Below are 12003 nucleotides of genomic sequence, written 5' to 3' on the forward strand. Positions count from 1 at the left end.
CCGTCGGGCAATACGTGAGGAGTATCTATGTGCGAACTGCTCGGGATGAGCGCGAATGTCCCAACGGACATCTGTTTTAGCTTTACCGGGCTGGTGCAGCGTGGCGGGGGAACTGGCCCGCACAAGGATGGCTGGGGCATCACCTTCTATGAAGGGAAAGGCTGTCGCACATTTAAAGACCCGCAGCCCAGCTTCAATTCTCCTGTTGCCCGCCTGGTGCAGGACTATCCGATCAAATCCCATTCGGTGGTCGCGCATATTCGCCAGGCGAATCGTGGGGAAGTGTCGCTGGAAAACACGCACCCGTTTACGCGGGAGCTTTGGGGACGCAACTGGACCTATGCGCATAACGGGCAGCTGAAGGGATATCGCACGCTGGATACCGGGCCATTTCGGCCAGTTGGAGAAACCGACAGCGAGCAGGCATTCTGTTGGCTGTTACACAAACTGACCACACGCTATCCGCGTACGCCGGGCAACTGGCCTGCGGTGTTTCGCTATATTGCAGAGCTGGCGACGGAACTGCGTGGGAAAGGGGTATTTAATATGCTGCTGTCGGACGGGCGCTATCTGATGGCGTTCTGTTCAACCAATCTGTTCTGGATCACCCGGCGTGCGCCGTTTGGCAAAGCGACGCTGCTGGATCAGGACGTTGAGATTGATTTTCAGAAGCAGACCACGCCGGATGACGTGGTCACGGTCATCGCGACTCAACCGCTAACGGGTAATGAAACCTGGCACAAGATTGCGCCAGGTGACTGGGCGTTATTTTGCCTCGGAGAGCGCGAGCGCTGACTGGTTTGGCGTGCTGTTCAGCATCGGGCTGTTCAGCACGTATTTGCCGTTGCTCACGCTAACCGCAGGCGGCTGGTGAGTCTGCACAAACTGTGCGTAGCCCGGTTGGAGCTGCTGCCAGAAACTGTAATACACCGAATAGCGATGACGTTGCAGATTGCTGTCGGTCATGCGGAACGGATAAATACTCACTTCCACTCGTGGCTGGCCGTTGCGCAACGCCGCTTCCACATAGTGATAAATATCGTCAATTGACGCATCGGTCATTGCATAGCAGCCGATGGAAACGCAGTTGCCGTGAATCATCAAATACTTACCTTCATACCCCTGCTGACGATCGTACTCGTTAGGGAATCCGGTATTAATGGCACGGTAGAAACGGCTGTCCGGCTTCAGCTGGGAAAGGCCCACGCTGTAAAAACCTTCCGGACTTTTAAAATCGCCCTGACGACGTTTTGGGCCTAAACCGCCCGAAAAATTGCAGATTCGGTAGCTGTCGAGCAGGCGATACTCGGTACCGATTTTGCCATAAAGCTCCAGCGTACGTTCTTCTTTAAAGATCTGAATGTAGACCGGGGTGCCCGTTAACTGCTTCTTTAATTCTTTGCTTACCGGTGCCAGCGGGGAAGTCTGTGCGACCGGGACGCTGGCGAAAACAACGGCTGGCAGGAAAAACATCGCAAACAGCAGTGCGATTTTGCCCATTCTGGTTCCCTTGATAGTAGGGTTGGATGCTACGCCCTGAGGCGCTGTAGACGTGCATTTTAGGAAATGTCCGGAAATGCTGCGCCACATTATCATTGTCTATTTTTTTATCAAGAGAGCGGCGCAGAAAAAAGCGAAGAAAAGTTACCTCAGCCCGCTGCCGCTGCGCTTCGCGCCGGGACAGACTTATTGAAATTGCAGGCTTTGGCTGTATACTTGTCCAGTGTTTCTGGAGGGGCAGATGCGTAAGATCATACACGTAGATATGGACTGCTTTTATGCGGCGGTGGAAATGCGCGACAATCCCAGTCTGCGCGATATTCCCATTGCGATTGGCGGCAGCCATCTGAAGCGTGGTGTGGTGAGTACCGCTAACTACCCGGCCAGAAAATTTGGTGTTCACAGTGCCATGTCGACCGCGATGGCGCTAAAACTCTGTCCGCATTTGAAGGTCATTCCCGGCCGTTTCGACGCTTATAAAGAAGCCAGCGCCCATATCCGCGAAATTTTCTCGCGCTATACCTCACTGATTGAACCGCTTTCGCTGGATGAAGCTTATCTTGATGTTTCCGACAGTCCGCACTGCCATGGCTCGGCCACGCTGATGGCGCGCGAAATTCGCCAGACCATCGCCCGCGAGCTAAACCTTACCGCATCGGCGGGGATCGCACCGATTAAGTTCGTCGCAAAAATTGCCTCCGATTTGAATAAGCCAGACGGGCAGTTTGTGATCACGCCTGACGAACTGCCGCAGTTCTTGCTGACGCTGCCGCTGGCGAAAATCCCTGGCGTCGGTAAGGTGACGGCGAAAAAGCTGGAGGAGCTGGGGTTGCATACCTGTGCCGACGTGCAGAAAACCGACCTGGCTGCGTTGCTAAAACGCTTTGGCAAGTTTGGCCGCGTCTTGTGGGAACGCTGTAATGGTATAGATGAACGCGAAGTCATTACCGATCGCCTGCGAAAGTCGCTGGGGGTAGAACGCACGCTTTCCGCGGATATCCACCACTGGGAAGAGTGCCTGGAGATTATCGACTTTCTTTATGCCGAGCTGGAACGTCGGCTAAAGCAGATCAAACCGGATCTGCACATTGCGCGGCAGGGAGTAAAACTGAAATTTAACGACTTTCAGCAAACCACCCAGGAGCACGTCTGGCCGGTGCTAAATAAAGACGATTTTATTGCGGTAGCCAAAAAAACCTGGGAAGAACGGCGGGGCGGTCGGGGCGTGCGGCTGGTGGGCTTACACGTGATGCTGCTGGATCCGCAGCTTGAACGGCAGCTTTTACTGGGACTGTGACTGGTTTTCAAACGGGACAGAAGGGATAAACACCGCTGGCGAAGGTGTTTCGCCAGCGGTAAAAGGATTTACTTCGCCGGGATCGCCTTCAGCAGCGCAGTCAGCAGCTGCCAGTACAGACCCACGCTTTCGATATGCACCTGCTCATCCGGTGAGTGTGGGCCGGTAATGGTTGGCCCGATGGAGACCATATCCATTTCAGGATACGGCTTTTTGAACAGGCCACACTCCAGACCTGCATGGATCACCTGGATGTTTGGCGTTTTACCAAACAGCTTTTTATAGGTCTCTTCAACCAGTACCCGAACCGGTGAAGCGGCATCCGGCTGCCAGCCTGGATAGCTGCCTTTCGCGACGGTTTTGGCACCCGCCAGATCGCCGAGCGCGGTCAGCATTTCCACCACGTACTCTTTACCGCTGTCGATCAGTGAACGGATCAGGCAGTTAATCGTGGCCTCACCGTCTTTAATTGCCACCACGCCAACGTTCAGTGAGGTTTCTACTACGCCTTTCATCACGTCAGAGTTACTGATAACGCCGTTTGGCGTGCTGTTCAGTAAAGCGATAAACGCATCACGGCTGGTGGCAGTGAGTGCCTCCGCGCCTGCCGCCACGTTTTCTACCACCACGTTGACGTTTTTCTCTTTAAGGCCCAGTTCATTTTGCAGCGTCTCCAGATAATGCAGCGCCGCGCCTTTCAGCGCGTCGATTTTATCTGCGGAAACTGCCAGCGTGGCTACCGCTTCACGAGGGATCGCGTTGCGCAGCGTGCCGCCGGTAAAATCAACGAGGCGCAAATCAAGCTGCTTAGCATGCGTGAACAGGAAGCGAGCCAGCAGTTTGTTGGCATTGCCCAGACCGACATGAATATCGGCACCGGAGTGGCCACCTTTCAGGCCTTTCAGGGTAAGCTTGATATGCTCAAAGCCAGCCGGCACCGCTTCGCGTTGAACAGGCAGTGTTGAAGTGAAATCAACGCCGCCCGCACAGCCGACATAAACTTCGCCTTCTTCTTCAGAATCGGTGTTGATCAGGATCTCTGCCTGCAACCAGTCAGCTTTCAGTCCGAATGCGCCTACCATGCCGGTCTCTTCGGTCATGGTCAGCAGGACTTCCAGCGGGCCGTGTTCGACGCTGCTGTCTGCCAGTACTGCCAGCGTGGAAGCCAGACCGATACCATTATCTGCGCCCAGCGTGGTACCGCGCGCTTTCACCCACTCGCCATCAATCCATGGCTGGATAGGATCTTTGGTAAAGTCGTGTACGGTATCGTTATTTTTCTGCGGCACCATGTCCAGGTGCGCCTGCAACGCGACCGGCTTGAGGTGTTCCAGACCGGCGGTGGCGGGTTTGCGGATCAGGATGTTGCCCACTTCATCGCGGTTAGCATAAAAGCCCTGCCCGGTAGCCCATGAGAGAATATAGTGTGCCAGCTCTTCTTCATGATATGAGGGGTGCGGAATGGCGCAGATTTTGGCAAAGAAATCCCACAGGGGCTGTGGTGACAGTTGGGACAATTCAGACACGATCTATCTCCTGTGTCAGCACCATCAGGCTGAAAAGCACAGGATGGTGAGCATTTGCGATTAGTTTGGCTTACGTCAGCGAATCTAACGTATCAGCATCAAGAATATCATTGTTTCCAGAGCGATGCTTACTTCGCCCCGGCAAAAAAGCCGCATTCGGGCCAACTGAGGCTGGTTTTTAGCGGCTCAGATCTCTATAATTCCGCGCAACCCATCCCATTGTACATTTTTAAGCCGTTATCACCGGCCGGGACTCCTTTTATGAGTGAAAAATACGTCGTCACCTGGGACATGCTTCAGATCCATGCCCGTAAACTGGCTCAGCGCCTGCTTCCTGTTGAGCAGTGGAAGGGCATTATTGCGGTCAGCCGCGGCGGTCTGGTTCCGGCTTCTCTGCTGGCTCGCGAGCTGTGCATCCGCTATGTCGATACCGTGTGTATCTCCAGCTACGATCACGACAACCAGCGCGAAATGAAAGTGCTGAAGCGCGCAGAAGGCGATGGTGAAGGCTTTATCGTTATTGACGATTTAGTGGATACCGGCGGTACAGCTCAGGCCATTCGCGAAATGTACCCGAAAGCGCATTTCGTCACCATTTTCGCCAAACCGGCTGGTCGTCCGCTGGTTGACGATTATGTGGTTGATATTCCGCAGAATACCTGGATTGAACAGCCATGGGATATGGGCGTGGTTTATATCCCGCCAATCGTTAAAGGCTGATTTTAATTCGCGACTAACGCCCGGTTCTGCCGGGCGTTGTTGTTTTTACGGTTAGCGAAGCAGGCCTCGCTACGGTAGACTAAGCGACTGTTTAGTGCGCCGGAGGAGCGTTACGCTATGTCACCGAAAAACCTTAGTGAAGAGCTGTTCAAACCTCGCTTCAAGCATCCTGAGACCTCATCTTTAATCCGCCGTCTTCATCATCATAAGCCTTTGCCGATGCACACCGCACTGGAAGGGGAAAGCGATGCGGGCTGGTATCGCATGATCAACCGCCTGCTGTGGAGCTGGCGAGGCGTGCCGCCACAGGAAGTGGTTGAAGTGCTGGCCAGGATAGCCAACAGCCGGGTTGAACACACCGACGATAAGCTGCTGGATACCGTGATTGGCTATCGCGGCGGCAACTGGATTTATGAGTGGTCTAAACAGGCGGCGCTCTGGCAGCAAAAGGCGGGCGAAGCGGCCAGTGATACCGAAGCTGGCCAGTGTTGGCTGCATGCAGCCAACCTTTATGGCATCGCGGCTTACCCTCATTTAAAAGGTGATGAACTGGCTGAACAGGCTCAGCTGTTGGCGAATCGCGCCTACGAAGAAGCCACGCCAAAACTGGCGGGCGAGCTGAAAGAGCTGGAGTTTACCATTCCCGGCGGCAGCGCGATTTTCGGCTTTTTACATATGCCCGCTCAGGTCAGCGCACCTTATCCGACCGTGCTGCTTTGCGGCAGCCTGGATTCGTTACAAACCGATCACTATCGTCTTTTCCACGATTATCTGGCGCCGCGCGGCATTGCGATGCTGACGATCGACATGCCTTCCGTCGGCTTTTCCGCCAAATGGAAATTGACCCAGGATTCCAGTTTTCTGCATCAGCAGGTGCTGCGTCAGTTAGAAAATGTTCCCTGGGTTGATCATACGCGCGTGGCCGCCTTCGGCTATCGCTTTGGCGCTAACGTGGCCGTGCGGCTGGCTTACCTGGAGTCGCCACGGCTGCGGGCCGTAGCCTGTCTTGGCCCGGTGGTTCACAGCCTGCTGTGCGATAAAGCGTTACAGGATCGCATTCCGGAAATGTATATGGACGTGCTGGCGAGCCGCCTGGGCATGGCGAGCGCTGCCGACTCTGCGTTGCGGGTTGAACTTAATCGCTATTCGCTGAAGCTACAAGGCCTGCTTGGCAGACGCTGCCCAACGCCGATGCTTTCCGCTTACTGGCCAAATGACATTTTCAGCCCTGAGGAAGAATCAAAGCTGATTGTGCAATCTTCCGTTGATGGAAAAATGATGCCGATCGCACTCTCACCTGCAATGGCCAACTTTGATAAAGCATTACGTGATATTGTGGAATGGCTGGCGAAACGATTATTGCGTTGAGTTGCGAAAATTCAACGGTTTGCTAAAACTATAGGCTCAACAAAGGAGGTTTGACGATGGCGTTACCAAGTGGGCATCCTAAGAGCCGCTTAATGAAGCGTTTTGGTTCTCTGGGACCCTATATCCGCGAAGCTAAATGTGTCGACGATCGCTTTTTCTTTGACTGTCTGGCCGTGTGCGTCAATGTGAAACCCGCACCAGAACTGCGTGAATTCTGGGGTTGGTGGATGGAACTGGAAGCACAAACCGACCACTTTACCTATGAATATCAGTTCGGTCTGTTTGATAAAGAGGGCAACTGGAAGCCTTCTGCGATTAAAGGTAAGGAAAACCTTGAGCGGCTTGAAGAGACGCTGCGTAACTTTCACGTTCGCCTGAAAGCGATGCTGGAAGAGATGGAGCTGGATCTGAAACCTGCCGCTGATTTCGCTGACAAGCCGGTTAAACTGACCGCCTGAAAAAGCGCCGTATAAGAAAGGCTGGCCATTGCCAGCCTTTGCTTTTTAAAGAGATAAAACAAGAGAACCTGACCCGTTGCAGGAAACGGCTGCCGCTTAGAACTGGTAAACGATACCTACAGCAACCACGTCATCGTTATTCAGACCGAGCTTGTTATCATCGTCGAGCTGGTTGATTTTATAATCGACGTAGGTATTCATGTTTTTATTGAAGTAGTAAGTCGCGCCAACATCGATATATTTCACCAAATCCACATCGCCTAACCCTTCAATATCTTTGCCTTTTGTTTGCACATAGCCCAGTGACGGACGCAGGCCAAAATCAAACTGATACTGTGCGACCAGCTCAACGTTTTGGGCTTTATTTGCCGCGCCAGCAACGGTCGTGCTCACGCCGTTGATAACTGATGTACCGCTAATCGGCGTCATATTACGTGTTTCGGTGTAGATAGCCGCCAGATAGACGCTATTGGCATCATATTTTAACCCCGTGCCCCAGGAATCAGCCCTGTCGCCTTTACCCCAGGTCCGGGCTTCCTGCGCATTGGTACGGTCAGAGGTGGTATACGCGCCGCTGAGACTGACGCCGCTGTTGCCCAGCGCATAAACCACAGAAGCACCATAGCCATCACCGTTCTGACGGCTGATATCGGTACGACTGTTGCCGGAAGTCGAATCGTTTTTCCCCTGGTATTGCAGCGCAAATTTCAGCCCGTCAACAAGGCCAAAGAAATTGGTGTTACGGTAAGTCGCTACGCCGCTGGCGCGTTGAACCATATAGTTGTCGGCACGCGCTGTACCATCACCGCCGAACTCCGGGAACATATCGGTCCAGGCTTCTACATCATACAGCACACCGTAGTTACGACCGTAATCGACAGAACCATAATCATTGAACTTCAGGCCGGCAAAGCCCAGACGGGTTTTATTGCCGTTGTTGGCATCCGAGCCTTCGGAGTTATTGGTGTTGAACTGATATTCCCACTGGCCGTAGCCGGTCATCATGTCATTGATCTGCGTCTGGCCTTTAAAGCCCATACGCATATAGGATTTATCGCCATCCGATCCTGGATTATCGCTAAAGTAATGCAGCCCTTTGATTTTTCCGTATAAATCCAGCTTGTTGCCGTCTTTGTTATAAATTTCTGCGGCATGAGCGGCAGTGGTTATTGCCATTGCTGTGGTTAAAAGAGCCAGTGCGCTTTTCTTCATTTTGTTATCCACTCCGGGAGTAAAATTTAAATGCCTGAAGACGTTGTTCAGGGCACGAACGTTTTACCCTTTGAAGATGAATGTTTTATTACATTTGCTCGCACTTCTTGTTAATTGGGAACTTATTGTCTACATGATGCCTCGAAGATTTTCGACCTTTTCGTTGTCGCCTGTTGGCTTCCAGCACCACACCTGATAAAACGTCTTCTCAACATTTTTTATTGCATGGCAGGAAACAATGAGCAGCAGCCAGACCCTGGTAGTAAAACTGGGGACCAGCGTATTAACCGGCGGATCGCGTCGGCTGAACCGGGCACATATTGTCGAACTGGTGCGTCAGTGCGCGCAACAGCATGCGGCAGGCCACCGGATTGTGATCGTGACTTCAGGCGCTATGGCCGCCGGACGTGAACACCTCGGCTACCCGGAACTGCCGCCGACCATCGCCTCAAAGCAGCTGCTGGCTGCGGTGGGGCAGAGCCGGTTAATCCAGCTGTGGGAGCAGCTGTTCTCGATTTACGGTATTCACATCGGACAGATGCTGCTAACCCGCGCTGATCTGGAAGATCGTGAACGTTTCCTGAACGCGCGCGATACCATGCGTGCGCTGCTGGATAACCATATCGTGCCGGTTATTAACGAAAACGATGCGGTGGCGACGGCGGAGATCAAAGTCGGCGACAACGACAATCTTTCTGCGCTGGCGGCAATTTTGGCAGGTGCAGATAAGCTGCTGCTGCTCACCGATCAGGCTGGCCTGTTTACGGCCGATCCGCGCAGCAATCCTGAAGCCGAACTGATCCGTGATGTCCATGGCATTGACGACGCGCTGCGCGCCCTGGCCGGAGACAGCGTTTCCGGGCTGGGAACCGGCGGCATGGCCACCAAACTCCAGGCAGCAGACGTTGCCTGCCGTGCTGGCATTGACACCATTATCGCCGCCGGTAGCCGTGCGGGCGTGATTGGTGAAGTCATTGACGGTACGCAGGTCGGCACCTGCTTCCATGCGCTGCAAACGCCGCTGGAAAACCGTAAGCGCTGGATTTTTGGGGCGCCGCCTGCCGGGGAGATTACCATTGACGATGGCGCGCTTGCCGCCGTGCTGGAACGTGGCAGCTCGCTGTTGCCTAAAGGCATTCGCAGCATCACCGGCAATTTCTCCCGTGGTGAAGTGATCCGCATTCGCAGCCTTGAAGGGCGCGATATTGCTCACGGCGTTTCGCGCTACAACAGCGACGCAATGCGTATGATTGCCGGACATCACTCCCAGAAAATCAGCGATATTTTAGGCTACGAATATGGTCCGGTTGCCGTTCACCGCGACGATATGATTGTGAGTTAAGGAGCAGGGCATGCTTGAAGAAATGGGTAAAGCCGCGAAAGCCGCTTCTTACCAACTGTCGGTGCTTTCCACCGCGCAAAAAAATCAGGTTTTGATGACCATTGCCGATCGGCTGGAAGCGCAGAGCGCGGAGATCCTGGCGGCTAACGAACTCGACCTGGCGGACGCACGCAGTAATGGCCTGAGCGAAGCGCTACTTGACCGCCTGATGCTTAACCCTGGGCGGCTAAAAGGCATTGCCGATGACGTGCGTCAGGTTTGCCGCCTCGCCGATCCGGTTGGTGTAGTGATCGATGGCGGCGTGCTGGACAGCGGACTGCGCATTGAACGTCGACGCGTGCCGCTTGGCGTGGTCGGCGTGATTTATGAAGCGCGTCCCAACGTGACCGTCGATGTCGCTTCGCTCTGCCTGAAAACCGGCAATGCGGTGATCCTGCGCGGCGGTAAAGAGACTTACCGCACTAACGGCGCGACAGTGCGCGTGATCCAGGATGCGTTAAAGCAGCATGGCTTACCGGCCGGCGCGGTGCAGGCAATTGAAAGCCCGGATCGCGAGCTGGTCAATCAGCTGCTGAAGCTGGATCGCTATGTCGATATGCTGATCCCCCGCGGCGGGGCGGGCCTGCACAAACTGTGTCGTGAGCAGTCGACAATCCCGGTAATTACCGGCGGCATTGGCGTTTGTCACATTTTTGTCGATCGCGACATTGAGCTGGATGCGGCAATGAAAGTGATTATAAATGCCAAAAAACAGCGCCCGAGCGCCTGTAACTCAGTGGAGACGCTGCTGGTGCACTCAGCCATTGCTGACGTTTTCCTGCCCGCCTTAAGCGCACGTATGAAAGAAGAGGGCATCAAGCTGCATGCCGATCCTCGTTCGCTGCCGCAGCTGCAAAACGGCCCGGCAGAAGTAAGCGCGGTAACGGATGAGCAGTATCGTGACGAATGGCTGTCGCTGGATTTGAACGTAAAGCTGGTGGACAGCCTTGATGAGGCTATCGCCCATATTCGCGAATATGGCACTCAGCATTCCGATGCGATCCTGACCCGCAGCATTCATAACGCCGATCGCTTTGTGAATGAGGTGGATTCATCAGCGGTTTACGTGAATGCCAGCACTCGCTTTACCGACGGCGGCCAGTTTGGCCTCGGTGCAGAAGTGGCTGTCAGTACCCAGAAGCTGCACGCTCGTGGCCCGATGGGGCTGGAAGCGCTCACCACCTATAAGTGGGTCGCTTTCGGTAACGATACCGTACGCAGCTAGAGCTTAAGTGCCACAGGGACGTGGCTGTAAACCCGAGGAGAAGTGAATCCAGACTTGTTGAACCCAGACCAAAAAAGGATGCTCTGTATGGTTACGTTTTCTCAACTGCTTCCCTTCGCCGCTATCGCTTTGGGGCTGGTGCTGACGCCAGGCCCGAACATGATCTATCTGATTTCCCGTTCGCTGTGCCAGGGCCGCAAAGCCGGTTATATCTCACTGACTGGTGTAGCGCTGGGCTTTGTATTCTATATGGTCTGCGCCGCGCTGGGGATCACTGCGCTGATTATGGCGGTGCCGCTGGCCTATGAAGCGCTGCGCGTCGCGGGCGCCTGTTACCTGCTCTATATGGCCTGGCAGGCCATTTTTGGCGGTAAATCACCGTTTCAGCTGCGCGACCTGCCACCGGACAGCTCCCGTAAATTGTTTACCATGGGCTTGCTGACGAACCTGCTAAATCCCAAAACCGCTGTTATCTACCTTACGCTGCTGCCGCAGTTCATCAAGCCAGAACAGGGGCACGTGCTGTCGCAGTCTCTGCTGCTTGGCTCTGCTCAAATCGTTACCAGCATGCTGGTTAACAGCTTAATTATCTTTGCCGCAGGCACCATCGCCGGATTCCTGGCGCAGCGCCCGGCATGGCAAAAGCTCCAGCGCTGGCTGATGGGTACGGTATTGACCGGTCTGGCGGTACGAATGATGGTGGAAGGCAGGAAATAGCAGACGTGACGATCCTTAGGATCTTGTTATTATGGGATCTTTGCGATCGCCATATTTGCAGCCTGCTGGATCGCGATCTTACTGACCTGGCCCGGCAGGATTGCGATCGTAACGTATAGGGTTGGGAAATGCGCCAGGTGGTTGATTATAAAGTAATCATTTAGTGCGCAGGCGCTTGACTCAGCAAAGCGTTTTTCTTAACGTATGTACCGCAGCATCCTTCCCCAAGCCGATATAGCTCAGTTGGTAGAGCAGCGCATTCGTAATGCGAAGGTCGGAGGTTCGACTCCTCTTATCGGCACCAGTAAAATCAATCGCTTAAGCCATCCTGACCAACTCATCAAAAGTCCCTTGTGCCATATTTGTGCCATTATCCCCCAGAAAAGAGTCGATTTGCTTCGCGTGATTGCATTTATTGAGGCAGTGGTCATCAGAACCCGATGAGCTACCCGGTTTTTGTCAGGCTCTGCCGGATCATGCTTTTTACCACTACCGCATTTTTCGGCCGTTCTCTGTCGGGGGAACGATTCCGTGGTTTAACAGAATGTTTTCTCAAGCTGAAGGGTTGTAAGATAACTGTAATTCATACGGTTGAAATA

At 53.9% G+C, this 12003-nt stretch carries 11 protein-coding genes and 1 tRNA gene; 9 read left to right on the forward strand and 3 right to left on the reverse strand.

Going from position 1 to position 12003, the window contains the following annotated elements; translation table 11 throughout:
- The first annotated feature begins 27 nt into the window (after positions 1-27).
- The gene (locus EHV07_RS04695; RefSeq protein WP_147195572.1) at positions 28-795 is read left to right on the forward strand and encodes a class II glutamine amidotransferase; all 768 of its coding nucleotides are present in this window, start codon (positions 28-30) and stop codon (positions 793-795) included.
- Here the strand turns inward: EHV07_RS04695 and dpaA are convergent.
- Entirely contained in the window at positions 766-1500 is a 735-nt protein-coding gene (gene dpaA, locus EHV07_RS04700; protein WP_147195574.1) for a peptidoglycan meso-diaminopimelic acid protein amidase, read from the reverse strand. The two genes, EHV07_RS04695 and dpaA, sit on opposite strands and share 30 nt — an antisense overlap.
- A gap of 241 nt (positions 1501-1741) precedes the next feature.
- On the opposite strand from dpaA, the gene dinB reads away from it, so the two are divergent.
- A complete protein-coding gene (gene dinB / locus EHV07_RS04705; protein ID WP_147195576.1) occupies positions 1742-2797 on the forward strand; it encodes a DNA polymerase IV in 1056 nt (351 codons plus the stop codon).
- A 68-nt stretch (positions 2798-2865) separates the two neighbouring features.
- Here dinB and pepD read toward each other — a convergent pair whose 3' ends face one another.
- The gene (pepD, locus tag EHV07_RS04710) at positions 2866-4323 is read right to left on the reverse strand and encodes a beta-Ala-His dipeptidase (protein ID WP_147195578.1); all 1458 of its coding nucleotides are present in this window, start codon (positions 4321-4323) and stop codon (positions 2866-2868) included.
- Positions 4324-4584: 261 nt separating this feature from the next.
- Between pepD and gpt the strand changes: the two genes are divergently transcribed.
- The 3 genes from gpt (at position 4585) to crl (ending at position 6869) form a co-directional block, all read left to right on the forward strand.
- Positions 4585-5043, forward strand: coding sequence for a xanthine phosphoribosyltransferase (gene gpt, locus EHV07_RS04715; protein ID WP_147195580.1), 459 nt, complete (start codon positions 4585-4587; stop codon positions 5041-5043).
- A 117-nt stretch (positions 5044-5160) separates the two neighbouring features.
- A complete protein-coding gene (gene frsA, locus EHV07_RS04720) occupies positions 5161-6411 on the forward strand; it encodes an esterase FrsA (RefSeq protein WP_147195582.1) in 1251 nt (416 codons plus the stop codon).
- A gap of 56 nt (positions 6412-6467) precedes the next feature.
- Positions 6468-6869 carry a sigma factor-binding protein Crl gene (gene crl, locus EHV07_RS04725; protein ID WP_147195584.1) on the forward strand — a complete coding sequence of 134 codons (402 nt, stop codon included), beginning with the start codon at positions 6468-6470 and terminating at the stop codon, positions 6867-6869.
- A 96-nt stretch (positions 6870-6965) separates the two neighbouring features.
- Here crl and ompC read toward each other — a convergent pair whose 3' ends face one another.
- Positions 6966-8081, reverse strand: coding sequence for a porin OmpC (gene ompC, locus EHV07_RS04730; protein WP_147195586.1), 1116 nt, complete (start codon positions 8079-8081; stop codon positions 6966-6968).
- 238 nt (positions 8082-8319) lie between these two features.
- Between ompC and proB the strand changes: the two genes are divergently transcribed.
- From proB to EHV07_RS04750, 4 genes are all read left to right on the forward strand, one after another.
- Complete coding sequence (gene proB / locus EHV07_RS04735) at positions 8320-9423, forward strand: glutamate 5-kinase (RefSeq protein ID WP_147195588.1); 1104 nt, start codon at positions 8320-8322, stop codon at positions 9421-9423.
- 10 nt (positions 9424-9433) lie between these two features.
- Entirely contained in the window at positions 9434-10687 is a 1254-nt protein-coding gene (proA, locus tag EHV07_RS04740; RefSeq protein ID WP_147195590.1) for a glutamate-5-semialdehyde dehydrogenase, read from the forward strand.
- An 87-nt stretch (positions 10688-10774) separates the two neighbouring features.
- A complete protein-coding gene (locus EHV07_RS04745; RefSeq protein WP_147195592.1) occupies positions 10775-11404 on the forward strand; it encodes a LysE family translocator in 630 nt (209 codons plus the stop codon).
- Between the two features lie 228 nt (positions 11405-11632).
- Positions 11633-11708 (forward strand) — tRNA-Thr (locus EHV07_RS04750).
- The last annotated feature ends 295 nt before the right edge of the window (positions 11709-12003 follow it).

Source organism: Pantoea sp. CCBC3-3-1 (genome assembly GCF_007981265.1).
In the GTDB taxonomy this organism is placed as follows: Bacteria; Pseudomonadota; Gammaproteobacteria; order Enterobacterales; family Enterobacteriaceae; genus Erwinia.

What these genes read in the sequence shown, in the direction of transcription:
- dinB (WP_147195576.1), top strand. Translation starts at nt 1,742, where the DNA reads ATGCGTAAGATCATACACGTAGATATGGACTGCTTTTATGCGGCGGTG.
- dpaA (WP_147195574.1), bottom strand. Translation starts at nt 1,500, where the DNA reads ATGGGCAAAATCGCACTGCTGTTTGCGATGTTTTTCCTGCCAGCCGTT.
- EHV07_RS04695 (WP_147195572.1), top strand. Translation starts at nt 28, where the DNA reads ATGTGCGAACTGCTCGGGATGAGCGCGAATGTCCCAACGGACATCTGT.
- proB (WP_147195588.1), top strand. Translation starts at nt 8,320, where the DNA reads ATGAGCAGCAGCCAGACCCTGGTAGTAAAACTGGGGACCAGCGTATTA.
- ompC (WP_147195586.1), bottom strand. Translation starts at nt 8,081, where the DNA reads ATGAAGAAAAGCGCACTGGCTCTTTTAACCACAGCAATGGCAATAACC.
- frsA (WP_147195582.1), top strand. Translation starts at nt 5,161, where the DNA reads ATGTCACCGAAAAACCTTAGTGAAGAGCTGTTCAAACCTCGCTTCAAG.
- EHV07_RS04745 (WP_147195592.1), top strand. Translation starts at nt 10,775, where the DNA reads ATGGTTACGTTTTCTCAACTGCTTCCCTTCGCCGCTATCGCTTTGGGG.
- gpt (WP_147195580.1), top strand. Translation starts at nt 4,585, where the DNA reads ATGAGTGAAAAATACGTCGTCACCTGGGACATGCTTCAGATCCATGCC.
- proA (WP_147195590.1), top strand. Translation starts at nt 9,434, where the DNA reads ATGCTTGAAGAAATGGGTAAAGCCGCGAAAGCCGCTTCTTACCAACTG.
- crl (WP_147195584.1), top strand. Translation starts at nt 6,468, where the DNA reads ATGGCGTTACCAAGTGGGCATCCTAAGAGCCGCTTAATGAAGCGTTTT.